This window comes from Acidovorax sp. FW305-C-20-28 (assembly GCF_058783375.1).
This window is the reverse complement of record NZ_JBYSYM010000052.1, coordinates 1-23,419: the sequence shown is the minus strand read 5'-3', so window position 1 is coordinate 23,419 and position 23,419 is coordinate 1. Positions and strand designations below refer to the sequence as shown.

General features: G+C 68.2%; 19 protein-coding genes and 1 pseudogene. 14 read left to right on the top strand and 6 right to left on the bottom strand.

Translation table 11 applies throughout. The features are described from left to right. Window positions 1–5 precede the first annotated feature (5 nt). Window positions 6–1,739 (top strand): bifunctional protein-serine/threonine kinase/phosphatase, encoded by a 1,734-nt coding sequence (locus AC3WOH_RS32855; RefSeq protein ID WP_492233527.1) that lies wholly within the window; start codon window positions 6–8, stop codon window positions 1,737–1,739. A gap of 144 nt (window positions 1,740–1,883) precedes the next feature. On the opposite strand, the gene AC3WOH_RS32850 is transcribed toward AC3WOH_RS32855, so the two are convergent. After that, window positions 1,884–2,270, bottom strand: a complete 387-nt coding sequence (locus AC3WOH_RS32850) for an Hsp20/alpha crystallin family protein (protein ID WP_492233526.1) — start codon at window positions 2,268–2,270, stop codon at window positions 1,884–1,886. A 95-nt stretch (window positions 2,271–2,365) separates the two neighbouring features. On the opposite strand from AC3WOH_RS32850, the gene AC3WOH_RS32845 reads away from it, so the two are divergent. From AC3WOH_RS32845 to AC3WOH_RS32805, 9 genes are all read left to right on the top strand, one after another. Next, window positions 2,366–3,712, top strand: a complete 1,347-nt coding sequence (locus AC3WOH_RS32845) for a branched-chain amino acid ABC transporter substrate-binding protein (protein ID WP_492233525.1) — start codon at window positions 2,366–2,368, stop codon at window positions 3,710–3,712. A 153-nt stretch (window positions 3,713–3,865) separates the two neighbouring features. After that, complete coding sequence (locus AC3WOH_RS32840) at window positions 3,866–4,867, top strand: LLM class flavin-dependent oxidoreductase (RefSeq protein WP_492233524.1); 1,002 nt, start codon at window positions 3,866–3,868, stop codon at window positions 4,865–4,867. Between the two features lie 26 nt (window positions 4,868–4,893). Then, on the top strand, window positions 4,894–6,243 hold the full coding sequence (locus AC3WOH_RS32835; RefSeq protein ID WP_492233523.1) for an LLM class flavin-dependent oxidoreductase: 1,350 nt from the start codon (window positions 4,894–4,896) through the stop codon (window positions 6,241–6,243). Beyond that, window positions 6,243–7,457: a M20 aminoacylase family protein gene (locus tag AC3WOH_RS32830; protein WP_492233522.1), complete on the top strand. Its 1,215-nt coding sequence runs from the start codon at window positions 6,243–6,245 to the stop codon at window positions 7,455–7,457. The genes AC3WOH_RS32835 and AC3WOH_RS32830 overlap by 1 nt, the downstream gene beginning before the upstream one ends. A 14-nt stretch (window positions 7,458–7,471) precedes the next feature. After that, window positions 7,472–7,987, top strand: coding sequence for a GNAT family N-acetyltransferase (locus AC3WOH_RS32825; protein ID WP_492233521.1), 516 nt, complete (start codon window positions 7,472–7,474; stop codon window positions 7,985–7,987). A gap of 28 nt (window positions 7,988–8,015) precedes the next feature. Beyond that, window positions 8,016–9,842: an amino acid ABC transporter permease/ATP-binding protein gene (locus tag AC3WOH_RS32820; protein ID WP_492233520.1), complete on the top strand. Its 1,827-nt coding sequence runs from the start codon at window positions 8,016–8,018 to the stop codon at window positions 9,840–9,842. Window positions 9,843–9,929: 87 nt separating this feature from the next. Then, window positions 9,930–10,859, top strand: a complete 930-nt coding sequence (locus tag AC3WOH_RS32815; RefSeq protein ID WP_492233519.1) for an ABC transporter substrate-binding protein — start codon at window positions 9,930–9,932, stop codon at window positions 10,857–10,859. A gap of 8 nt (window positions 10,860–10,867) precedes the next feature. Further along, window positions 10,868–11,800, top strand: coding sequence for an ABC transporter substrate-binding protein (locus tag AC3WOH_RS32810; RefSeq protein ID WP_492233518.1), 933 nt, complete (start codon window positions 10,868–10,870; stop codon window positions 11,798–11,800). Window positions 11,801–11,803: 3 nt separating this feature from the next. Next, complete coding sequence (locus tag AC3WOH_RS32805; RefSeq protein WP_492233517.1) at window positions 11,804–12,868, top strand: LLM class flavin-dependent oxidoreductase; 1,065 nt, start codon at window positions 11,804–11,806, stop codon at window positions 12,866–12,868. Between the two features lie 18 nt (window positions 12,869–12,886). Here the strand turns inward: AC3WOH_RS32805 and AC3WOH_RS32800 are convergent, their stop codons facing one another. The 5 genes from AC3WOH_RS32800 to AC3WOH_RS32780 form a co-directional block, all read right to left on the bottom strand. Further along, complete coding sequence (locus AC3WOH_RS32800; protein WP_492233516.1) at window positions 12,887–13,927, bottom strand: DUF2059 domain-containing protein; 1,041 nt, start codon at window positions 13,925–13,927, stop codon at window positions 12,887–12,889. A gap of 95 nt (window positions 13,928–14,022) precedes the next feature. Next, window positions 14,023–15,111: a lytic murein transglycosylase B gene (mltB, locus tag AC3WOH_RS32795; protein ID WP_492233515.1), complete on the bottom strand. Its 1,089-nt coding sequence runs from the start codon at window positions 15,109–15,111 to the stop codon at window positions 14,023–14,025. Window positions 15,112–15,121: 10 nt separating this feature from the next. Next, window positions 15,122–17,158 (bottom strand): transglutaminase TgpA family protein, encoded by a 2,037-nt coding sequence (locus AC3WOH_RS32790; RefSeq protein WP_492233514.1) that lies wholly within the window; start codon window positions 17,156–17,158, stop codon window positions 15,122–15,124. A 70-nt stretch (window positions 17,159–17,228) separates the two neighbouring features. After that, window positions 17,229–18,275, bottom strand: a complete 1,047-nt coding sequence (locus AC3WOH_RS32785) for a DUF58 domain-containing protein (protein WP_492233513.1) — start codon at window positions 18,273–18,275, stop codon at window positions 17,229–17,231. Window positions 18,276–18,286: 11 nt separating this feature from the next. Then, a complete protein-coding gene (locus tag AC3WOH_RS32780; protein ID WP_492233512.1) occupies window positions 18,287–19,207 on the bottom strand; it encodes an AAA family ATPase in 921 nt (306 codons plus the stop codon). A gap of 67 nt (window positions 19,208–19,274) precedes the next feature. Between AC3WOH_RS32780 and AC3WOH_RS32775 the strand changes: the two genes are divergently transcribed. From AC3WOH_RS32775 to AC3WOH_RS32760, 4 genes and pseudogenes are all read left to right on the top strand, one after another. Next, entirely contained in the window at window positions 19,275–20,228 is a 954-nt protein-coding gene (locus tag AC3WOH_RS32775) for a histone deacetylase family protein (protein WP_492233534.1), read from the top strand. A gap of 7 nt (window positions 20,229–20,235) precedes the next feature. Further along, entirely contained in the window at window positions 20,236–21,018 is a 783-nt protein-coding gene (locus AC3WOH_RS32770) for an enoyl-CoA hydratase (protein ID WP_492233511.1), read from the top strand. 803 nt (window positions 21,019–21,821) lie between these two features. Further along, complete coding sequence (locus AC3WOH_RS32765; RefSeq protein ID WP_492233510.1) at window positions 21,822–23,144, top strand: mechanosensitive ion channel family protein; 1,323 nt, start codon at window positions 21,822–21,824, stop codon at window positions 23,142–23,144. A 144-nt stretch (window positions 23,145–23,288) separates the two neighbouring features. Continuing rightward, window positions 23,289–23,419: pseudogene (locus AC3WOH_RS32760) on the top strand (electron transfer flavoprotein subunit beta/FixA family protein); the annotation flags it as partial.

The window sequence follows — 23,419 nt, the reverse complement described above, 5'->3', positions numbered from 1 at the left end:
TAACCATGCACGCCTTGGGCGTCACGCTCGGCCAGCATTCGGAGGCCGGGGACAAGGGCAGCAACCAGGACTTCCACGGCGCCATGCTGCCCACCGGGCCGCAACGCGCCACCAAGGGCATCGCGCTGGCGCTGGCCGACGGCATCGGCTCCAGCGCGGTGAGCCAGGAGGCCAGCGCCGCCGCGGTGCGGGGCTTCCTGGACGACTACTACGCCACCTCCGAGGCCTGGTCGGTGCGCCGCTCGGCCCAGCGCGTGCTGGGGGCCACCAATGCCTGGCTGCATGCGCAGACCATGCGCAGCCATGCGCGCTTCGACAAGGACCGCGGCTACGTCACCACCTTCAGTGCCCTGATCCTCAAGGGGCGCGAGGTGCACCTGCTGCACGTGGGCGATGCGCGCATCTACCGCGTGCATGCCGCCGCGCTGGAGCAGTTGACCGAGGACCACCGTGTGCACCTGTCTTCGGTCGAGTCCTTCCTGGGCCGGGCCCTGGGCATGGGCCCCAATGTGGAGATCGACTACCGCAGCCTGCCGGCCGAAGTGGGCGACCTCTACCTGCTGGCCACCGATGGTGCCTACCCGCATCTGGATGCGGCCGCCGTGCACCAGGCCATTGCCGAATGTGCCGGTGACTTCGATGGCGCCGCCCAGGCCTTGGCCGCCACCGCACGCACGCGCGGCGCTACCGACGACATGACGGTGCAACTGCTGCGCATTGACACCCTGCCCGAAGCGCGTGCCGGTGCGCTCCCGGGGCCGCACGCAGGGCTGGCCCTGCCGCCGCCCCTGGTGCCGCGCATGGCCTTCGAGGGCTACACCATCGTGCGCGAACTGCACGCCAGCGCGCGCAGCCAGGTGCATCTGGCCGTGGACGATGCCACGGGCCAGCAGCTGGCGATCAAGACGCCCTCGGTGGACATGGCGGGCGAGGCGGGCCACCTCGACCGCCTTTTGCTCGAGGAATGGGTGGCGCGGCGTGTCCACAGCCCGCATGTGCTGCGCGCCGCGGCGGATGAGCGGCCGCGCCGGCATGCCTATGTGGCGATGGAGTATGTGGACGGGCAGACGCTGGCGCAGTGGATGACCGACCACCCGCTGCCGGACCTGGACGCCGTGCGCAGCCTCGTCGCCCAGATCGGCAAGGGGCTGCAGGCCTTGCACGCGCGCGAGATGCTGCACCAGGACCTGCGGCCCGAGAACCTGCTGATCGACCGCAGCGGCACGGTCAAGCTCATCGACTTCGGCTCGGTGCATGTGGCGGGACTGGCCGAGGGCACGGCGGCAGCGCGGGCCGATGCCATCGAGGGCACGCTGCAGTACACGGCGCCGGAGTACTTCGTTGGCGGCGAGGGGGATGCACGCTCGGACCTGTTCGCGCTGGCCGTGCTCACCTACCAGATGCTCACCGGCCAATTGCCCTACGGCCTGCAGGTGGCGCGCCTGCGCTCACCGGCCCAGTTGAAAGCGCTGCGCTATGTGCCTGTGCGCCATCTGAGGCCCGAGCTGCCGGCCTGGCTCGATGGGGTGCTGCACAAGGCCTTGCAGCCTGAGGCGGCTAAACGCCAGGAGGCGGTCTCGGAATTCCTGCACGATCTGCAGTCGCCAGGCGCACAATTCCAGCGCCTGCGTGCACCGCCGCTGGTGGAGCGCAATCCGGTGCGGTTCTGGCAGGCGGTGTCGGGCCTGCTGGGGCTGGCGCTGCTGGTGCTGTTGGGAATCCGCGCTTACGGAAATTGAATGTGAACCCTTGCGGTTCGGCGTGTGAGAAAACGGGGGCATGCAAAGCCCTGGTGGGATAAGGCCTTTGCCAGGCAGGGGCAAAAGGCACGCACGGGGTGGAGCACGGCCGCCAGGCCGCACTCCACTGCGCCGTGTAGGGACTTACTGGATGCTCAGCGAGGTGGCCTTGCTCACGGGTTCCACGCGCACCAGGGTGAGCGTGAGCACGCCGTTTTCGAGCTTGGCGCTGCTGGCCGCGGCATCGATGTCGGTGGCCAGCTCCCAGGCGCGCTGCACCTGGCGGGGCGCGCCTTCCACGCTGGACAGGCGCACCACATTGCCTTCGATGGCGATCTGCAGCTGCTCACGGGTGAGGCCGGGCACATCCAGCTGCAAGGTGGTGGCCTTGTCGTCCTGGGTGACGGTCACGCCGGCAGAGCGGGCCGGGGCGGCATTGGCAAAGCTGCCGAGCAGGAAGCGCTGCAGTGCCAGGTCGGCAGAGCGGGGGGCGTTGAAGGCGGAACGGCGGGCGACGGGGGCGAAGATCATGAAAAGGACTCCTATACACTGCGCGGCTCTCGACGTGGTCGCCGCATGGACAGAACTTGTGTACGGCCACAAAGGTTTTCAAGGGGAAAAAGAGCATGAATAAATTGCGGCTCGCGGGCTTGAAATCAGGCGCTGCGGCATTACGTCATTCGGCTTTGGCCGTCGCCGCCACGCTGGCCTGCACGCTGGCACCGGTGTCCGCCAGCTGGGCGCAATCCACCGCTGCCGCCGTACCCGCGGCCACGGGCAAGCCGGTGAAGATGGCGCTGATCGAGAGCCTCTCGGGCGCGTTTGCCAACACCGGTGAAGCGGTCTACCGCAACATCTACTGGGCCATGGAGCGTGTCAACGCGCGCGGCGGCGTGGCCCTGCCGGCCAGCGCCGGCGGTGCGCGCCCGCTGGCACTGGAGCGCTACGACAGCAAGGGCCAGAACGAGGAGGCCCTGTCGGCCCTGCGCGCGGCCATCGACGATGGCGCGCAGGTCATCCTGCAGGGCAACTCATCGGCCACGGCTGCGGTGCTGATTGAGGCCATCAACAAGCACAACGAGCGCGAGCCGAACAAGCGCGTGATCTTTCTCAACTACTCGGCGGTGGACCCCATCCTCACCAACGAGAAGTGCAGCTTCTGGCATTTCCGCTTCGACGCCCATGCCGACATGCGCATGGCTGCCCTTATGGAGGTGATGCGCGATGACAAGGCCTTGAAGAGCGTCTACCTGATCGGCCAGGACTACAGCTTCGGCCAGGCCGTGCTGCGCGAGGCCAAGAAGCAGTTGTCGGCCCAGCGCCCCGATGTGTCGGTGGTGGGCGAGGAACTGCACCCCGTGGGCCGCGTGAAGGACTTTGCGCCCTACGCTGTGAAGATCAAGGCCAGCGGCGCGCAGGCCGTGGTCACGGGCAACTGGGGGAACGATCTCACGCTGCTGGTGAAGGCCGCGCGCGAGGTGGGCTACGAAGGCAGCTTCTACACCTTCTACGGCAATGCACTGGGCGCGCCCGCGGCCATCGGCGATGCCGGCATCGGCAAGGTGGTGGCCGTGGCCGACTGGCTGCCCAATGTGCCGGGCGCGCAGAGCGAGGCCTTCTACCAGGCCTTCCGCGAGCGCTTCCCCAAGCCGCAGGACGACTATGTGCACATGCGCATGCAGCTCATGGTGGAGGCGCTCGCGCAGTCCATCGAGCGTGCGGGCAGCACCGACCCCGTGGCCGTGGCACGGCAGATGGAGAAGGCCAGCGTGCAGCTCTCGGGCCAGGGCGGCAGCATGCGTGCGGCCGACCACCAGTTCCAGCAGGCGCTGGTGGTGGGCGTGATGGACAAGAAGGGCGCCAACGGGGTCAAGTTCGACGTCGAAGGCTCGGGCTATGGTTTCCGCGTGGTGCGCCAGATCGCCCCCGCCAAGGCGCAGCAGCCTCACTCGTGCACCATGCAGCGCCCCTGACGGAGCGCCTGCGGCGTGGTGCTCCACGCCGCGCGGACACAAGGCCGGGGCGCCTTTTGTCCGCATATCGATATGACAAGTTAGCGCAACGCGCGCCGGCCTGGGGCCACAGAATTTGCGGCATTGATCACCCATGCGCGAATCGCCCCGACCGTGTCCTATGCCCTGTCCCTGCTCGACAAGAGCCCTGTCCCCGAAGGTGCCACCGCGGCCCAGGCCCTGCAGCGCACCGTAGCGCTGGCGCAGCGCGCCGAGCAGCTGGGCTACCGCCGCTTCTGGGTGGCCGAGCACCATGGCAACGCGGGCCTGGCGGGTTCGGCCCCCGAGGTGCTGGTGGCGCACCTGCTGGCGCGCACCTCGCGCATCCGCGTGGGCTCGGGCGGCGTCATGCTGCAGCACTACAGCCCCTTCAAGGTGGCCGAGGCCTTCAAGCTGCTGGCCGCGCTGGCCCCGGGCCGCGTGGACCTGGGCGTGGGCAAGGCGCCCGGTGGGCTGCCGCTGTCCACCCGCGCGCTGCAGGCTGCGCGCGACCCGGCGCGCAAGCCTGACTTCGCCGCGCAGCTGGCCGAGCTCGACGCATTCGTCTCCAACACCCTGGCAGCCGATCACCCGCTGGCCGGTGCCGTGGCACTGCCCGAGCCGCCGCACCTGCCCGAGCGCTTCCTGCTCGGCGGCAGCCCCGACAGCGCGGCGCTGGCCGCGCGCCACGGCTGGCAATTCGTCTATGCCGGCCACTTCAATGGCGACCCGGTGAACATCGAGCGCTCGCTGCAGGTCTACCGCGAGGCTTCGGGCCGCGCGCCGCTGCTCGCGCTCTATGCCCTGGTGGCCGAGACGCAGCAAGAGGCCGAGCGCCAGGTGGGTGCGCTGCGCATCGTCAAGCTGCACCTGTCCACCGGCCAGAGCGTGAACCTGCCCAACGAAAGCGCCGCGGCCGAGTTCGCGCGCCAGGCCGGTGTGAGCGACTACCGCCTCGAAGAGACCCGCCCCCACGTGATCGCGGGCTCGCAAGCCTTTGTGCGCGATGCGCTCGACGCACTGGCCGAGCGCTATGGCATCGGGGAGTTCGTGGTCGACACGCCCGTCACCGGCTTTGCCGAGCGCCTGGCCTCGGTGGAGCTGCTCGCCGGTGCGCTGCAGACCGCTGAAGCCTGAACCCTGCCCCAACCAGGAAAAATCACATGAGCAAGCCCACCCCCATCCGCTTTGGTCTGATGCTGCACGGCGCAGGCGGCCACATGAATTCGTGGAAGCACCCCGCCGGCCCGGCCGATGCGAGCGTGAACCTCTCGTTCTACATCGACACCGCGCGCAAGGCCGAGGCCAACGGCATCGCCTTCGCCTTCGTGGCCGATGGCCTGTTCATCAACGAGAAGTCGATCCCGCATTTCCTCAACCGCTTCGAGCCCATCTCCATTCTCTCGGCGCTGGCCGTGGCGACCTCGAAGATCGGCCTGGCGGGCACCATCTCCACCTCGTACAGCGACCCGTTCACGGTGGCGCGCCAGTTCGCCTCGCTGGACCTCATCAGCAGCGGCCGTGCGGGCTGGAACGTGGTGACCACACCACTCGAAGGCACGGCCAGCAACTACAGCCGCCAGCACCCCGACCACGCGCTGCGCTACGAGATCGCCGACGAGTACTTGGAGGTGACCCAGGGCCTGTGGGACAGCTGGGACGAAGATGCGGTGGTGCGCAACCGCGAGACGGGCCAGTTCTTCGATCCGTCCAAGCTGCACACGCTCAACCACAAGGGACGCTTCTTCCAGGTGGCCGGGCCGTTGAACATCGGCCGCTCGGCCCAGGGCCAGCCGGTGATCTTCCAGGCCGGCTCGTCCGATGCGGGCGTGGGCCTGGCGGGCAAATACGCCGACGCGGTGTTCACCCACTCGCCCAACCTGGAGGCCACGCGCGCCTTCCTGCGCCAGGTCAAGGCCAGTGCCGTGGCCCAGGGCCGCCAGGGCAGCGATGTGAAGATCTTCCCGGGCATCGGCCCGGTGGTGGGCGCCACGCAGGAAGAAGCCGAGGCCAAGTACCAGGCCATCCGCGAGCTGCTCACGGTGGAAGAAGCGCTGGCCTACCTGGGCCGCTACTTCGACCACCACGATTTCAGCCAGTACCCGCTGGACGAACCCTTCCCCGAGCTGGGCGAGATCGGCCGCAACAGCTTCCGCTCCACCACCGACCGCATCAAGGCCGATGCCAAGGAGCGCGGCCTCACCTTGCGCCAGGTGGCGCTGGAGGCCGCCACGCCACGCTCGCAGTTCGTGGGCACGGGCGAGCGCGTAGCCGACGAGATCATCCGCTGGGTGGACGAGGGCGCGGCCGACGGCTTCATCCTCGGTTTCCCGGTGCTGGCACAGGGGCTCGAAGACTTCGTGACCCATGTCATCCCGGTGCTGGAGGCGCGTGGCCGCTACGAGCGCACGCTGCCCGGCGCCACGCTGCGCGACCACCTGGGTTTGCCGCGCAAGGCCAGCCGGTATGCGGCTGCGCTAGAGCAGGGCGCTGCAGACCGGAAGGCTGCCTGATGGGGGCCGCATTGCCGCTGGCCGGCGCCGATGACGTAGCGCGCGTGGAGGAGGGCATTGCCGCCTTCATCGGCGAGTTCAAGGCCCTGCGCCAGGATCTGCACCGCCACCCCGAGCTGTCGTTCCAGGAACACCGCACGGCGGCCATCGTGGCCGAGCGCCTGGCCGGCTGGGGCTACGAGGTCACCACCGGCATCGCCGGCACGGGCGTGGTGGGGCGGCTCACGCGCGGCAACAGCGGCAAGTCCCTGGGCATCCGTGCCGACATGGACGCGCTGCCGATCACCGAGGCCACGGGCCTGCCCTATGCCAGCGAAAACGCGGGCGTGATGCATGCCTGCGGGCACGATGGGCACACCACGGTGCTGCTCGCGGCGGCGCGCTTTCTGGCCGAGTCGGGCCGCTTCGACGGCACGCTGAACCTGATCTTCCAGCCCGCCGAGGAGAACGGTGGCGGCGCCAATCGCATGATCGCCGAAGGCCTGTTCGAGCGCTTTCCCTGCGATGCGGTGTTCGGCCTGCACAACTGGCCTTGCGTGGGCGAAGGGCACTTCGGCTGCGTGACCGGGCCGGCCATGGCCTCGGTGGACCAGATCACCATCACCGTGCGCGGCAAGGGCGGTCATGGCGCCGCGCCGCACGAAACGGTGGACCCGGTGGTGGCCAGCGCCCACATCATCACGGCACTGCAGACCGTGGTCTCGCGCAACGTCGATCCGCTGGACATGGGCGTGGTCACCGTGGGCTCCATCCACGGCGGCGCGGCGCCCAACGTGGTGCCCGAGAGCGTGGAGCTCAAGCTCACGGCACGCGCCTTCAAGCCCGAGGTGCGCGCCATCCTGCAGGAACGCATTCCCGCCATCGCCCGTGCCCAGGCCGAGAGCTTTGGCGCCACAGCCGAGGTGCAGTACCGCCCGGGCTACCCTGCGGTGTTGAACCACGATGCCGAGACGGCGCTGGCGCGCAGCGTGGCCGTGGACACCTTTGGCGCCGCGCGTGTGGACGCCGGCTTTCGCCCGCGCACGGCCAGCGAGGACTTCGCCTTCATGTTGCTCAAGCGCCCTGGCAGCTATGTCTTTGTGGGCAATGGCGACGGCGCCTCGTTGCACAGCCCGTACTACGACTTCAACGACGCCATCCTCGCGCCCTCGGCCATCTACTGGGTGCGCCTGGCGGAGCGCTTTCTAACCCCACTGGCGCCGGAACTGATCTGACCTGGATGCACACCATGAGCGAACGATTCGTCTACACCACCCCGCTGGATCCGCTGGCGCGCCCGCTGGTCGAGGAACTCCGCTACGAGTACGAGAGCCGCTACGGCGATTTCTACGAGCGCGAGGGCGGCCCGCGCGAGATGGAGAAGTACCCGGCCGAGCTGTTCTCGCCGCCCGAGGGCGGCAACTTCGTGCTGCTGCTGCGCAATGGCGAGGCCATTGGCGGTGGGGCCTTCAAGCGCCACCCCGACCCCGGCACGGCCGAGCTCAAGCGCGTGTGGGCGCACTCAGCCCTGCGCCGCCAGGGCCTGGCGCGCCGCGTGGTGCAGGAGCTCGAAGCCCAGGCGCTGCGCCAGGGCTACACGCGCATCTACCTGACCACGGGCTTTCGCCAGCCCGAGGCCGTGGCGCTGTACCTGGGCCAGGGCTATGCGGCGCTGTTCGACCGCACGGCGCCCGAGGGCACCTACCGCTCGCTGCCGTTCGAAAAAGCCCTGGTGCAGGCGCCTGCGCTGGCACGTGCCGCCTGAGATTCCCATCCCCTTCCCACACACCACGATGTCGACCACCACCACGCTCGATGCCCATGCACTGCCGGCCGTTCCGGCGCCTGCTGCAGCACCCCCTTCCGTACCCAGGGCGCTGACGGCCAAGGGCGACTACTCGCACTACAAGGTGGTGCCTGCGCGCTACCGCGCACGGGCCGTGGGCACGGCTTTCGCTGCCGTGGTCATCGCAGCGGTGCTGTACTCGGTGCTCACCAACCCGCGCTGGGGCTGGGGCGTATTTGCCGAATGGTTCTTTGCCGAGCCGGTGCTGGTGGGCCTGGGCCGTACCCTGCTGCTCACCGCGCTGGGCGCGCTGTTCGGCTTCACGCTGGGCACGGCGCTGGCGTTGGCCCGGGTGTCACGCTCGCCGCTGCTCGCAGGCCTGTCGTGGACCTTTGTCTGGATCTTCCGCTCCATCCCGGTGATCGTGCTGCTGCTCATCATCAACAACCTGGGCTACCTGTACGAGTCGGTGAGCCTCTCCGTGCCCTTCACGGGCTGGACCTTCTTCTCCTACCCCACCACGCAGCTCATCAGCCCCTTTGTGGCGGCGCTGATCGGTCTCACGCTCAACCAGGCGGCCTTCGCCTCGGAGATCGTGCGCGGCGGCATTTTGTCGGTGGACCAGGGGCAGCTCGAAGCGGCCGCGGCGCTCGGCCTGCCGCGCCGGCGCCAGGCCTTTCGCATCGTGCTGCCGCAGGCCATGCGCTCCATCCTGCCCAGCGGCTTCAACGACATCATCGGCCTGGCCAAGGGCACGTCCAACGTCTACATCCTGGCGCTGCCCGAACTGTTCTACACCATCCAGATCATCTACCGGCGCAACCTGGAGGTGATTCCCCTGCTGATGGTGGCCACCGTCTGGTACCTGGTGATCCTCACGGTGCTGTCCATCCTGCAACACTACATCGAGCGCCATTTCGCCAAGGGTGCGCTGCGCAACCCGCCGCCTTCGCTGTTCACCGCCATCGCGCAGCGCCTGGGGCGCTCACCGCGGGCGGCACCACCGCAGGCTGTGCCCGCCGCAGCACCCCAGCCAGTGGATGCCGTGCCCCGCTGGAGCGGCGGCTTCACGCGCGGCGGCGAGGTCACGATCCACGGCGTCTCCAAGCACTACGGCGCGCTGCAGGTGCTCAAGGACGTGACGCTCACCGTGCCATCGGGCAGCGTGACCGTGGTGCTGGGCCAGTCGGGCTCGGGCAAGTCCACGCTGCTGCGCACCATCAACCACCTGGAGCGCGTGGATGGCGGCTTCATCGCCATCGATGGCGAGCTGATCGGCTACCGCCAGGATGCCGACACGCTGTACGAACTGGGCGAAAAAGACATCCTGCAACGCCGCGTGGACGTGGGCATGGTGTTCCAGAACTTCAACCTGTTCCCCCACCTCACGGTGCTGGAGAACCTCATCGAGGCCCCGATCAGCGTGCGCGGCGTGCCACGTCCCGAGGCCGAGGCCCTGGCCCACGAGCTGCTGGCCCGCGTGGGCCTGTCCGACAAGGCGCACAGCTACCCGCGCCAGCTCTCGGGCGGGCAGCAGCAGCGCGTGGCCATTGCGCGCGCCCTGGCCCTCAAGCCCAAGGTGCTGCTGTTCGACGAGCCCACCTCGGCACTGGACCCCGAACTGGTGGGCGAGGTGCTGGCCGTGATCAAGGAGCTGGCGCGCTCGGGCACCACGCTGGTCATCGTCACGCACGAGATCGGTTTTGCCCGCGAGGTGGCCGACACCGTGGTCTTCATGGAGCAAGGCCAGGTGCTGGAGACCGGCACGCCCGAGCAGGTGTTCAACCGTCCGCAGCACCCGCGCACGGCGGAGTTCCTGGCCAAGGTGCTCTAGACCCCCACGCCTCTTGTTTTTCCGCACGTGCAGCGCCCGGCTGGGCGCCAGCATGCCCGCATTTCCCTTTCCTTCAGAAAGCACTCGATGAACTTCACCCGCCGTTCCACCTTCCTCGCCCTGGCGCTGGCCGCCGCCACCCTGGTCCCCCTGCAGGCCGCGGCCCAGGCCGTGGACCTGAGCCCTGAACAGCCCGGGCGCCCGCGTTCGGCCAAGGTCGACGAAGCCCTCAGGCTCGTGTCCAGGGATTTCAAGTTCGCCAAGGAGGGCGTGCTCACCGTGGGCACGACCACCGGCCGCCTACCCTTTGGCGCCTATGCCAACGACAACAAGACCCCGGTGGGCAATGCGCCGGACATCGCGCAGCTGGTGGCCGACAGCCTGGGCCGCAAGCTCGAACTGGTGTCCGTGGCCTGGGCCGATTGGCCATTGGGCCTGCAGTCGGGCAAGTTCGACGTGGTGATCTCCAACGTCACGGTCACCGAAGAGCGCAAGGAGAAATTCGATTTCTCCACCTACCGCAATGACCAATTGGGCATCTACGTCAAGGCCGACAGCAAGATCGCCGCGATCAGGGAACCCAAGGATGTGGCGGGCCTCAAGATCATCGTGGGCGCCAGCACCAACCAGGAGCAGATCCTCCTGCGCTGGAACCAGCAGAACGTGGCTGCGGGCCTGAAGCCCGTGGAGGTGCAGTACTACGACGACGATGTGGTGCTCTACCTGGCGCTGGCCTCGGGCCGGGCAGACGCCTACCTCGCGCCCAACGGCATCGCCGCGCACAATGCGCGCGACGGCAAGACCAAGCTGGTGGGCACCTTCTCGGGCGGCTGGCCACAGACGGCCGAGATCGCCGTGACCTCGCGCAAGGGCTCGGGCATTGCCGACGCCGTCACCACGGCGCTCAATGCGCAGATCCAGAACGGCAACTACGCCAAGGCGCTGGAGCGCTGGAACCTGCAGTCCGAAGCGATCCAGGTTGCGCGCACCAACCCCCCTGGCTTGCCCAAGAAGTGAGGTACACCATGAGCACTTCTTCTTCGTCCCTTCTGCGCGGGCTGGCCGCCGTGGTCCTGGTTGCATGGGGCGGTACCGCCCTCGCGCAGACCTTCGACTTCACGCCCGAGCAAAAGGGCCGGCTGCGCACCGAGCGCAATGCCGCCGCGATTGCCGCCATTCCCAAGGACTTCAGGTTCGTCAAGGAGGGCGTCTTCACCGTGGCCATCGCGCCCTTTGCGCCGCCCATCTCCACCTATGCCAGCGATGCCAAGACCGTGGTCGGCTTCGACCCCGACTACGCCCAGCTGATTGCCGATGCGCTGGGCCTCAAGCTGGAGCTGCAGCCCATTGCCTGGGCCGACTGGCCGCTGGGCCTGTCGTCGGGCAAGTACGACGCGGTGATCTCCAACGTGGGCGTGACCGAGCAGCGCAAGGAGAAGTTCGACTTCTCCACCTACCGCCTGGGTTTGCACGGTTTCTACGTGCGCGCGGACAGCAAGATCTCGTCCATCAAGGAGCCCAAGGACGTGGCCGGCCTCAAGGTCATCACCGCCTCGGGCACCAACCAGGAGCGCATCCTGCTCGAATGGAACCGCAAGAATGTGGCGGCGGGGCTCAAGCCCGCGGAGCTGGTCTACTTCGATGACGACGCCGCACGGCTGCTGGGCGTGGTTTCGGGTCGGGCCGATGCCAATTTCAACCCCAATGCGCCCCAGGCCTACCATGCGGCCAAGGACGGCAAGATCAAGCTCGTGGGCACGGTGAACGCGGGCTGGCCGCTCAAGTCCGACGTGGCCATCACCACGCGCAAGGGCAGCGGCCTGGCCGATGCGCTCACGCTCGCGGCCAATGGCTTGATCCAGGGCGGGCTCTACGGCAAGGCGCTGGCGCGCTGGGCCTTGGCGGAAGAGGCGCTGCCCCGGTCGGAAACCAATCCGCCCGGACTTCCGAAGTTCTGAGCCATGGCCATCCGCCACCTCGCCTTTCTGTCGCCGGGCAACTTCCCGGACACCGACCCGTTCGACGGCCTGGAACACACGCTGCAGTTGTTTGCCTACGGGGAGGCCCTGGGCTTCGACAGCGCCTGGGTGCGCCAGCGCCACCTGGAGCGCGGCGTGTCCTCGGCCGCCACCTTCCTGGCCGCGGCCAGCCAGCGCACCCTGCGCATCGGCCTGGGCACAGCCGTGGTGCAGATGGGCTATGAAAACCCGTTCCGCCTGGCGGAGGACCTGGCCACGGTGGACGTGCTCTCGCGCGGCCGCCTGCACGTGGGCCTGAGTGCGGGCGCTCCACCCTTCGGCGCGCTGCTGGGCGAGCGCCTGTTCGACGGCGATGCGGGCAGCATCGACTTCTCGCACGCAAGGGTGGAGCGGCTGCGCCGCAACCTGCAGGGCGACCTGCTCGGCGATGAGGAGACTTTTGTCGAATCCCCCGCGGGCCGCCAGCGCCCGCGCCTGCAGCCCTACGCACCGGGCCTGGCGCAGCGCCTGTGGTACGGCGGCGGCTCGCTGCGCTCGGCCCGGTGGGCGGGCGAGCAGGGCTACCACCTCTTGATCGGCAACATCAACCGCGGCGAGCAGACGGACCATTTCTTCGAGGCGCAGCGCTCCCAGCTCGACCTGTTCCATGCCCGCTGGCGCGTGCATCAGCCGCCGTCCAGCGTGCCGCGCGTGGCACTGGGCCGGGTGATCGTTCCGCTCGATGGCGCCGATGCCTCCACCCGGGCCCGCTACCTGGCCTGGGCGGCCACGCGGCAGGCGCGCACCCTGGCACCCCAGGGCGAGCGGCGCACCTTGTTCGCGCGCGACCTGGTGGGCCACAGCGAGCAGATCCTGCAGTGGCTGCGCGAAGACCCCATCGTGCCCCTGGTGCAGGAGCTGCGGCTGGAGCTGCCCTACGACTTCGCGCCCGAGGAGTACCGCCAGATCCTGGAAGACACGGCGCGGCGCATTGCGCCGCAGCTGGGGTGGCGGGCAGGGGGCACGCAGGCCACCGCGGCCAGAGTGGGCGAAGCCTGGATGGGCTGAGCCCGCACGGGCGGTGCCTCAGCGCTTGGTGTCGCTGCTGGCCGGTGTCGCTGCGTTTTCGGCGCGCGCCATGGCGGACAGCAGTTCGGGGAAGATCTCGGTGCGGATGGTCTCTTGCAGGCGGGCGCTCAGCGCATCGCTGGCGGCCAGGGCCTTGGAGCGCTGGGCCTTGCGCGCGGGGCTGCGTTCGCTGGCCAGCAGCGCGCGCAGTTCGTCGGGATTAAGGTGCGCGCGCAGGGGCTGCACGATCAGAGGCAGCACGGTGGTCTCGAAGCGGAGCTCCGCGCGCAGGCGCTGCGAGATGTTGGCAAACCACTGCTGCTGTTGCTTGCTCGGGGCGGAAGACTGCACCAGCCCCATCTGCGAGCGCATGGCGGACTCCAGGCGCTGCATGCGGGCGTTGAACTCGCTTTGCATCAGCAGCCGGGCCAGATCAGCGGCCAGGGCATCGTGGGCATCCGCGGCCGCCCAGGCCGTCGGCTTGGGCGGCTGGGGGCCCTTGGCACGGCCCTGGTCGTCGCTGGACTCGAACAGGGCGTCCACGCGTTCGTCCATGAACTTGGTCAGGGCCAGGGTGGCCTCGATCACGGCAGGCTGCAGCTTGTTCAGGTGCAACTGGCCTGGTGCGGTGCCATAGAAGGCCAGCAGGGCCTGTGCCTCGGTCTCGCTGTACTGGGTCTGGTACACCTCGGTGACCAGGGGGCGCAGTTTCTGCCACGCAAAGTGCTGTTCCAGCACCGGCTGCGCCGTGGCATAGGCCTTGCGCTTGCGCTCTTGCTGCGCCGGGTCGGCAATGCCTGCGATGGCGTCGAGCTGGGCCTGGTTCACCGCCTGCATGATCTGGCGCATGCGTTCGGGCATCTGCTCGGCGTCGAAGAGGGCGTGCAGCGTGGCCACGCTCGCGGCGGTCGCCGGGGCAACGGCCTTGGGGGCGGCATGGGCTGTGGCGCCCAGGCCGCCAGCGGGCGGCACCAGGGTGGCAAGGGCCAGGAGCAGCGCTGCGACCAGCGCTGGGGCGCGTGCGTTGCACGGGAGAGGCGGCAGGGCAATGCAATGCATGGGCTTGGATCCGTTGGATGGGCCGCCATGGTAACGGTGGACCAGGGCCCGTCAGCGCGGTGGGAGATCCCCCAAATTGGTGGTGCGAACAGGCACTAGCGCGCCGCCGCCACCTCACGCCCCAGCTCGATCACGGCCATGGCGTAGTAGCTCGACCAGTTGTAGCGCGTGATGGCATAGAAGTTTTCCGTGCCGGCCACATAGGTCGGTGCGTCGCCGCCGTTTTGCAGCTCTACCAGCGCCATGGGGCCAGGGTGCCGGGCGCCATCCGCATCGAGCACCACGCCCTTGGCCTGCATGCTGGCGGCGCTGAAACTGGGCAGGATGTCGGGTGCGAGCAGGGTGTCGAGCTGCAGGCGCGCGGTATCGAACTGCACCGGGTAGTGCGTGGGCATGCCCGTGGTCCAGCCGTGGCCCTTGAAGTAGTTGGCGACCGAGCCGATGGCATCCACCGGGCTTCGGAACAGGTCGATGCGGCCATCGCCATCGAAGTCGACCGCATAGCGCACCCAGCTCGACGGCATGAACTGGCCCAGGCCCATGGCACCGGCATAGCTGCCGCGCGGCTCGAAGGGGTCGATGTTGCTGCGGTTGGTGAGGCTCAAAAACTGCTCGAGCTCGCGCTGGAAGAACTCGCGGCGCTCCTTGGCACGGGGGTGGGCATTGGGGAAGTCGAAGGACAGCGTGGCCAGTGCATCCATCACGCGGAAGTTGCCCATCTGCTGGCCGTAGATGGTCTCCACGCCGATGATTCCGACAATGATCTCCACGGGCACGCCGTACTCGGCCTCGGCGCGCTCCAGTGCTTCGCGGTGTTCCTGCCAGAAGCGCACGCCAGCGCGGATGCGCACCGGGTCGATGAAGCGGCTGCGGTACACACGCCAGTTCTTGGGCGTGCCCACGGGCGGTGGCAGCATCAGGCGCGGCACCTGGGACAGCAGGCGCGCCTGGCCGATGGCCTGGCGCACCCATTCGCGGTCCAGCCCGCGGCGGGCGGCCAGGTCGTCGGCAAAGGCCATGGCGTCGGGCCGGCCGGCGTAGGGCGCGCCGCCCTGCACGGTGGTGTTCGAGGCAGTCTTCTTCGGGCTGGCCGGCTTGGTGGGCTTGGCAGAGGGGTTGGCGTGGGCGGTCAGGGCACAGGCCATCGCCATCCAGGCGATGGCAACGGATTTCAAAAGGCGCATGGGCTTCGGGTCATCGGCCCCGTACGGTCGGGGGCCAGGGCAGGGTGTTGAATTCGCGGCGCAGGGCGCCGAACTGCTGGGCAGGCTCGGGGGCATAGCGTACCTGCTCCAGCCGCAGCAGCCAGTCCGCCACGCCGCTGGCGCTTTCGCCAAAGTGCGCGCTCACCTGCTGGGCCATGGAGCGCGGCGGGAGTGTATCGGGCAGCACCAGGCCGGCCTTGGCCAGCTGCTGGCGCACGCGCGCCAGCAGGCGCAGCCAGGGGTCGTGCTGGCTGCGTTCCCACAGCGTCCACAGTCCCCCCCCGCTGGCCGCGATCACGATGAGGATGCCCAGCACGGTGGAGAGGTCCTGCCAGCTCGGCGACTCGAAGCCCAGGGCCTTGAGCAGGTCGAACTGGCGGCTCTGGCTGTAGTTGAGCACCCACTGGCTCCAGCTGTTGTTCACGGCCTCCCAGACCGCGCGCAGGGTCTGCACCATGCCCGGGCTCAGCGTGCCCATCGCCGCTGCGATGGCGCCTTCGGGTGCGCGCAGGCGCTGGAACTGGCCCACGCGGCCCGGCGACACGGCGCCCGTCGGGTCCACGCGCACCCAGCCGCGCCCCTCCATCCAGACCTCGGCCCAGGCGTGGGCATCGGCATTGCGCACGGTCCAGTAACCGTCCACCGGGTTGCGCTCTCCGCCCTGGTAGCCGGTAACGATGCGCGCTGGAATGTCCATCGCCCGCATCAGGACCACGAAGGCCGAGGAAATGTGCTCGCAAAAGCCTTCCTTGCGGTCGAACCAGAATTCATCGGCCGTGTGCTCTCCGAACACGCCCGGCTCCAGCGAATAGTTGTAGCCGCCCGTGCGCAGGCGCTGCAGCACGGCATTGACCAGTGCCTGGGTGCTGGCGCCGGCCAGCGCCGGGTCGGCCCGCATCTCTGCCGCCAGGGCCAGGGTACGCGGGTTGAAGCCGGGAGGCAGTTCGGTGTACACACGCAGTTGGCGCACGGACTCCCGGGGGCCATGGCGGAATTCGGGGTAGCTCACCGCTTGGTAGCGCAGCACATCGGTGATGGGGCGCGTGGTCATCCACTGCAGGTCCTGCGTCATGTAGGCCTGCATACCGGGCAGCTGCGGTGCCTCGGGCGTGGCCTCCAGCACCATCAGCCAGGGCTGGCGCTGGGGTTCCAGGGTCACCTCATAGCGCACGGCTGGGCCGCTGGTCTGAAGGTTGGCTGGGACCGCCACACGTGCAGCCCAGGCGCTGTCTTCGCGGAAGGGCTCTGCCACCCATTGCCGGCCGTCGAACGAGGCCATGACCGGCCCGCGGAAATACAGCATGGACTGCTGCGGGATGTCGGTGGGCGCACCCTCGAAGCGCAGGCGGATTGCCACCCGCTCGTCGAGTGCAATCTCGGCCATGTCGCCGATCTTCATCGTGCCCGACAGGCCGCTGCGCCCCGTGAGGTTGTCGCTGGGCATGCCCCACAGCGGCGACATGCGCGGGAACAGCATGAACAACGCCACCATGATGGGCGCACCCAGCAGCGCCATGGTGCCCGCGATGCGGAAGGTCTGCAGGAGCGGCGGGCGCCCCACCGGCATGTGGGCATTGACCAGGGCCATGAGCAGGCCCAGCAGCGCCACCAGCATGGCCGCCGCGGTAAGCAGCGACTGCGAGAAGAAGAAATTGCTGAGCATCGTGAAGAAGCCCAGGAAGAAGACCACCATGGCATCGCGGCGCGCACGCAGCTCCAGGGTCTTGAAGGTCAGCATCATCACCATGAGCGTGACGCCCGCGTCGCGCCCGAGGATGGTGCGGTGCGTGAGCAGCGTGCCCCCCACCGCCACGATGACCAGCACCGTGAGCAGCCAGCGCCCGGGCAGGGGACGGGCCCTCCAGGCCATCCAGCCGCGCCACAGCAGCATGCCAAAGGCCATGGCGCTGGCCCAGGCGGGCAGGTTGGCCACCTGGGGGGCGATCACCCAGGCCGTGGCGAACAGCAGGAACAGGGTGTCCCGCGTGTCGCGTGGCAGGGAGACGAGGGTCTGGCGCAGGCTCATGGAGCGTAGGATGGGCGAGAGGGATGGGTCGGGGGATGCTCTTGGAGGGCCGGTCGCAGGCAGAAGTTCATCAGCACAGGGCCAAGGCTTCCAGGCAGCGGCGCCGGTGGGCGGTGCCGGTGTCCGGCGCGATCTCCAGGCCGGGCAGGCGCAGGCCATAGTCCAGGCCCAGCCGGTCGGCCTGCAGCACCCAGGCGGTCAGGCGCGAGATCCGGGCCTCGGGGTCGGGCATTCCGGTCAGTGCAGGGTCCAGCCAGAGTTCGTGGCGCTGGGCCTGCTGCGAGTCGCGGCTGACCAGGTCGTCGGTGCCGGTGCCCAGGGTCTTGGCGGCCTTCTTCCAGACCACGAGCTTGAGCGGGTCGCCGCGCCGGTAGGCGCGCACCCCGTCGAACTCGCCGATGCCCTGGGATGGCGCGCTGCCGGTGCCGGCACCGCGGGGCTCGCCAGGGGGCAGTGGCGGGGCCGGGATCTCGGGGGCGGGGTAAACCAGCACCTGGGCCGCCGGGCGCCAGTAGGTCCACACACGGAAGGTGCCCAGGGGGAATCGGGTCTCTGCCGTGAGCGTGGGCACGCGGTGCAGGCCCCGGCGACTGGGGGCGAAGGCCACATGCACAATGGACCGCCCTTGCGCCGGCACATCGGTCCAGGCCCAGTGGTGCACTTCACCCGCACCGCCATGCACGGCCAGGCCGATGCCATAGCGCGGCGTCTTGCGTTCGCTGGAGACCTGCACCTCGACCGTTGCACTGGTGCCCATGAAATGGGGTTCCGGCTCCTTGAGGTGCAGCGTGATGCCGCGCAGCGTGGCATGGCAGATGTGCATGCCCACCACGGCACTGCCCGCCAACAGAAAGGTCAGCAGGTAGCCCAGGTTGAGCTGGTAGTTGATGGAGGCGACCAGCAGGATCAGCAGGGTCAGCAGCAGCATCCATCCTGCCCCGGTGGGCAGGATGTAGACATTGCGCTGGGTCAGCGTGAGCGTGTCGTTCAGCGGCCGGCGCACCATCCACCAGGCCTCGAAGCGCTTGCGCACGCGCGTGAGCGGGTTGAGCGCTGCCAGGGCAGCGCGCAGCCGGCCGGGCGATGCAGCCGTGGGCGATGGGGCGGTGGTGGCCATGTCCCTCGGGTTCAAGGCAGAGGCACGGAATCGACCATGGCGCGCACCTGCTCGACCGCGCCGCGGCCGGCATCGCCGACGGGCACCAGGCGGTGGGCGATGGTCTGGGGCAGGATAGCCTGCACGTCGTCGGGCGCCACGTAGTCGCGCCCGCTGATCAGCGCCTGCGCCTTGGCGGCGCGCACCAGCGCGATGCCGGCACGCGGCGACAGGCCCTGCAGGAACCAGCGGCCCGAGCGCGTGGCCGCGATCAGGTCCTGCACGTAATTGAGCAGCGGGTCGGCCGTGTGCACGGCCAGCACCTGGCGCTGCAGCTCAGCCAGTTCCTCGTCGGACAGCAGGGGCAGCATGGAATCCACCATGTCGCGGCGGTCGGCGCCGGCCAGCAGCACGCGCTCGGCCGCGCGGTCGGGGTAGCCGATGGAGATGCGCATCAGAAAGCGGTCCAGCTGCGATTCGGGCAGTGCGAAGGTACCCAGTTGGTCGTGCGGGTTCTGCGTGGCGATCACGAAGAAGGGGTGGGGCAGGGCTCGGGTCTCGCCCTCCACGGAGACCTGCTTTTCCTCCATGGCCTCGAGCAGGGCGCTCTGGGTCTTGGGGCTGGCGCGGTTGATCTCGTCGGCCAGCAGCACCTGGGCGAACACCGGCCCAGGGTGGAACACGAAGGACTCCTTGCCGCGCTCGTACACCGACACCCCGGTCAGGTCGCTGGGCATCAGGTCGGCCGTGAACTGCACGCGCGAGAACTGCAGCCCGAAGGTGCGCGACAGGGCATGGGCCAGCGTGGTCTTGCCCACGCCCGGAACGTCCTCGATCAGCAGGTGGCCGCCGGCCAGCAGGCAGGCCACGCAGTCCTGGACCTGGGGCTTCTTGCCCACGATCACCGTGTTAAGCTGGTTCAGAAGCGATTTGATTTTGTGCTGTGCATCCATAGCGCGACGTTATCCGAAAAATCTTGTTGCGACGTTATCCGAAAAAGACGAGACACGGGGATTGACTGTGAGCAAAACGGGCTATTTCACCCACCGCGACTGCTGGAAGCATGAAATGGGCCCCGGGCACCCCGAATGCCCCGAGCGGCTGGACGCCATCGAGGACCGGCTGCTCATCACCGGCGTGGGTGACGCACTGGACCGCCGCGAGGCGCCCGAGGCCTCGCTGGCCGACATCGAGCTGGCGCACGACCGCCTGCACGTGGCCGCCATGCGCGGCCTGTCCGACCGGCTCAACGAGGAAATCCTGGCCGGCGGCCCGAGCTACTCGCAGCTCGATCCGGACACCTCCATCAACGCCCATACCTGGAAGGCATCCTTGCGCGCCGCAGGGGCCGCACTGGCCGCCACCGATGCCGTGATGGCCGGCGAGCTGGAGAACGCCTTCTGCGCCGTGCGCCCCCCGGGCCACCACGCCACGCGCAGCAAGGCCATGGGCTTCTGTTTTTTCAACAACGTGGCCGTGGCCGCCAAATACGCACTGCAGCGCTACAACCTGCAGCGCGTGGCCGTTGTGGACTTCGACGTGCACCACGGCAACGGCACCGAGGACATCCTCGCGGGCGACCCGCGGGCGCTGATGGTCAGCATCTTCCAGCACCCGTTCTATCCCTACAGTGGCGACCAGGACCCGGCACCCAACATGGTGAACGTGCCGGTGCCGGCCTACACGCGCGGCATGGACATCCGCGAGATCATCGAGATGATGTGGATCCCGCGACTCGAAGCCTTCAAGCCCGAGATGATCTTCGTGAGCGCCGGCTTCGACGGCCACCGCGAGGACGACATGGGCCAGCTGGGCCTGACCGAGCCCGACTATGCCTGGATCACCCAACGCGTGAAGGACATCGCGCGGCGCTATTCCAAGGGCCGCATCGTGTCCTGCCTGGAGGGTGGCTATGTGATGGGGCCGTTGGCGCGCAGTGTGGAAGCGCATCTGCGTGTACTGGCCGATTTGTGAGAGAGATATGACCGACCAAGAAACACCCCTGCGTGTGGCGCGCGATGCGCGCGGCGTGGTGACCCTGACGCTGAACGACCCGGCACGTTTCAATGCCCTGGGTTCGGAGATGCTCACAGCGCTCCAACAGGCATTCGATGCCGTGGCACGCGACGAGACCGTGCGCGTGGTGGTGCTGGCGGCCGAGGGCAAGGCCTTCTGTGCCGGCCACAACCTCAAGGACATGGCTGCCCATCCGGACCTCGCCTGGTACCAGCAGCTGTTCGCGCAGTGCAGCCGCATGATGCTGGCCATCCACAAGCTGCCCGTGCCGGTGATCGCGCGCGTGCAGGGCATGGCCACGGCGGCGGGTTGCCAACTGGTGGCCCAGTGCGACCTGGCGGTGGCTGCTGACAGTGCGACGTTCGCGACCAGTGGGATCAATTACGGTTTGTTCTGCGCCACGCCCAGCGTGCCGCTGGTGCGCAATGTGCCTGCCAAGCGGGCGATGGAGATGCTGCTCACCGGGGACTTCATCGATGCGGCCACTGCCTTGGAGCAGGGGCTGGTGAATCGGGTGGTGTCTGCTGCTGAGTTGGATGCTGAGGTGGAGAAGTTGGTGGCGTCCATCCTGCAGAAGCCGCGCGTTGCGGTGGCCATGGGCAAGGCGCTGGTGTACCAGCAGCGGGAGTTGGGGATGGATGCGGCTTACCAGTTGGCGGGGCAGGCCATGGCGGTGAACATGATGGATGGGGCTGCTCAGGAAGGGGCTCGGGCGTTTGTTGAAAAGCGTGCTCCTTCCTGGAGGTGATGATCGGGCGGCTATGGGCGCTGGTTGCTTCTCGTCTTTGTTGAAGGGCGGAGGCCGGGGTGTGCGCCCGGCAGCGCACCTACTTTCTTTTGCTTCGCCAAAAGAAAGTAGGCAAAGAAAAGGCGACCCCCAGTCTGCGTCCCCCGTTCGCCCTGTCGGGCGAGCGGGGGCAGCCTGCGATGCTCGGAGCTGGGGTGGTGCCGCAGAACTCGCTGCGTTCTTCGAACTCCGCTCAAACAGCTGCGGCAAGTCAGATCACGAAGCGTGTGTGTCCTTCGGCACACACGCCCACCCCAGCTCCTGCGCTTCTCGGCGCAGCCAGCAGGGGTGGGGAGCGGGAACCACCCGGCTGCTGCTTTCGCAGCGGCGCCGGGTGTCGGTGACGCGCTGCGCGCTGCCGACGCCAAGCGCAGCGAGGCGTAACGGGGCCGAGCGAAGCGATGGCCCGCGTGGGGCCCCCAATCCCTTCTGGACGTGCCGAGAAGCGCAGAAGCTGGGGTGGCGCGTGTGCCGCAGGACACACGCGCTTCGTCATCTGGCTCGCCGAAGCTGTCTGACCGGAGCTGCCTCAGAGAGGCAGCGCAGGGAGTTCTTCGGCGCACCCCAGCTTCGAGCATCGCAGGTTGCCCCGGAGCGCAGCGCAGGGGACACGGACAGCAGGGTCGCTTTCTCTTTGGTGACTTTCTCTTGGCGAGACAAGAGAAAGTTACTGCGCCGCCGGGCGGACATCCCGGCTCCCGCCCTCAGATCAAGCAAGCAATCACCATCGGCACCGTACTGCCAAGTGTGATGGATCCCACCGCATGGAAATCCTCGACAAACTCCTCACCGACTTCAACCACTCCAGCGTCTGGCTGGAACTCGGCGTCCTGGCCGCCGCCATCGCCACAGCCCTGTTCGCCGCAAGACTGATAGGCCGCAACCAACCCCCAGACTCCGTCTGGATCGGCCGCAACACCATCGACGGCCTGCTCTTCCCCCTGATCGCCCTGGTCCTGACCTTCGCAGGCCGCCTTGCAGTGGAGCACTACCACCCCGTGTTCGTGCTGCGCATCGCAGTCCCGATGCTGGTGTCCCTCGCGCTGATCCGCTTCATCGCCCGCGTGCTGCGCGTGGCCTTCCCCAACTCAGGCCTGGTGCGCCTGCTCGAAGGCCTGTTCTCCTGGGTCATCTGGGGCGCAGCCGTGCTCTGGATCGTGGGGCTCCTGCCCGCCGTGCGCAGCGAACTCGACAGCATCACCCTCAACTTCGGCAAGTCCACCGTCAGCGTTGCCACGCTGATCGAGGGCGCCCTGTCGGCCAGCCTGGTCATGGTGGCGGCGCTCTGGATCTCGGCCACCTTCGAGCGGCGGGTGCTCAGCACGGCCGTGACCGACCTGTCCATGCGCAAGGTCGCGGGCAATGCCGTGCGGGCCGTGCTGCTGCTCGTGGGCATGCTGTTCGCGCTGTCGGCGGTCGGGGTGGACCTCACCGCCCTGTCGGTGCTGGGCGGTGCGGTCGGCGTGGGCCTGGGCTTCGGTTTGCAGAAGCTCGCCTCCAACTACGTGAGCGGCTTCGTGATCCTGCTCGAGCGCTCGCTGCGCATTGGCGACAACGTGCGCGTGGATGGCTTCGAGGGCCGCATCACCGACATCAAGACGCGCTACACCCTGATCCGCGCGGGCAACGGGCGCGAGTCCATCGTGCCCAACGAGACGCTCATCACCCAGCGCGTGGAAAACCTCTCGGACGCCGACCGCAAGTTCAACGTCACCACCAACATCATCGTCGGCTACGACAGTGATGTGGCCCAGGTGCAGGCCATTCTGTGCGCCGCGGCCGCCGCGCAGCCGCGCGTACTTAAGGAGCCCGAGCCCGTGGCGTTTCTCATCAACTTCGCACCCGACGGGCTGGAATTCAGCCTCAACTTCTGGATCAGCGACCCCTCGGCCGGCTCGCTCAACCTGCGCTCGGCCATCAACATCGCCATCCTCGACGGCTTGCGCGCGGCGAACATCGACATCCCTTACCCGCAGCGCGTGGTGCAGATCAAGGAGGGCGGCGCAGTTCCTGCCGGGCTGCCTGCAGGTACTGCGTCGGCCAGTGCCTCCGGCGAGACATCGGGCCCTTCGCCAAGTGCCCTATAATCACGAAAAAGCACGATCGTTCTTTTTTATGCCCCTGCTGCCGGTGGCCCCGGCCTGGACCCTCTTGGGTGCACTGCGGCATAGAATGTTCCAGTTTACGTAAACGTCAATTCAACCAACTCTACTAACCTAGGAGCCGCAGCAATGAAGGTCTTGGTCCCTGTCAAGCGCGTGGTGGACTACAACGTCAAGGTCCGTGTCAAGTCGGACAACACGGGTGTGGACATCGCCAACGTGAAGATGAGCATGAACCCCTTTGACGAAATCGCCGTCGA

Bases quoted from the DNA above. Each gene is read 5' to 3' on its own strand.
- AC3WOH_RS32825 (WP_492233521.1), top strand. From the start codon at position 7,472: ATGAGCGAACGATTCGTCTACACCACCCCGCTGGATCCGCTGGCGCGC.
- AC3WOH_RS32845 (WP_492233525.1), top strand. From the start codon at position 2,366: ATGAATAAATTGCGGCTCGCGGGCTTGAAATCAGGCGCTGCGGCATTA.
- AC3WOH_RS32830 (WP_492233522.1), top strand. From the start codon at position 6,243: ATGGGGGCCGCATTGCCGCTGGCCGGCGCCGATGACGTAGCGCGCGTG.
- AC3WOH_RS32850 (WP_492233526.1), bottom strand. From the start codon at position 2,270: ATGATCTTCGCCCCCGTCGCCCGCCGTTCCGCCTTCAACGCCCCCCGC.
- AC3WOH_RS32765 (WP_492233510.1), top strand. From the start codon at position 21,822: ATGGAAATCCTCGACAAACTCCTCACCGACTTCAACCACTCCAGCGTC.
- AC3WOH_RS32815 (WP_492233519.1), top strand. From the start codon at position 9,930: ATGAACTTCACCCGCCGTTCCACCTTCCTCGCCCTGGCGCTGGCCGCC.
- AC3WOH_RS32835 (WP_492233523.1), top strand. From the start codon at position 4,894: ATGAGCAAGCCCACCCCCATCCGCTTTGGTCTGATGCTGCACGGCGCA.
- AC3WOH_RS32805 (WP_492233517.1), top strand. From the start codon at position 11,804: ATGGCCATCCGCCACCTCGCCTTTCTGTCGCCGGGCAACTTCCCGGAC.
- AC3WOH_RS32785 (WP_492233513.1), bottom strand. From the start codon at position 18,275: ATGGCCACCACCGCCCCATCGCCCACGGCTGCATCGCCCGGCCGGCTG.
- AC3WOH_RS32820 (WP_492233520.1), top strand. From the start codon at position 8,016: ATGTCGACCACCACCACGCTCGATGCCCATGCACTGCCGGCCGTTCCG.
- AC3WOH_RS32800 (WP_492233516.1), bottom strand. From the start codon at position 13,927: ATGCATTGCATTGCCCTGCCGCCTCTCCCGTGCAACGCACGCGCCCCA.
- AC3WOH_RS32855 (WP_492233527.1), top strand. From the start codon at position 6: ATGCACGCCTTGGGCGTCACGCTCGGCCAGCATTCGGAGGCCGGGGAC.
- AC3WOH_RS32810 (WP_492233518.1), top strand. From the start codon at position 10,868: ATGAGCACTTCTTCTTCGTCCCTTCTGCGCGGGCTGGCCGCCGTGGTC.
- mltB (WP_492233515.1), bottom strand. From the start codon at position 15,111: ATGCGCCTTTTGAAATCCGTTGCCATCGCCTGGATGGCGATGGCCTGT.
- AC3WOH_RS32780 (WP_492233512.1), bottom strand. From the start codon at position 19,207: ATGGATGCACAGCACAAAATCAAATCGCTTCTGAACCAGCTTAACACG.
- AC3WOH_RS32790 (WP_492233514.1), bottom strand. From the start codon at position 17,158: ATGAGCCTGCGCCAGACCCTCGTCTCCCTGCCACGCGACACGCGGGAC.
- AC3WOH_RS32770 (WP_492233511.1), top strand. From the start codon at position 20,236: ATGACCGACCAAGAAACACCCCTGCGTGTGGCGCGCGATGCGCGCGGC.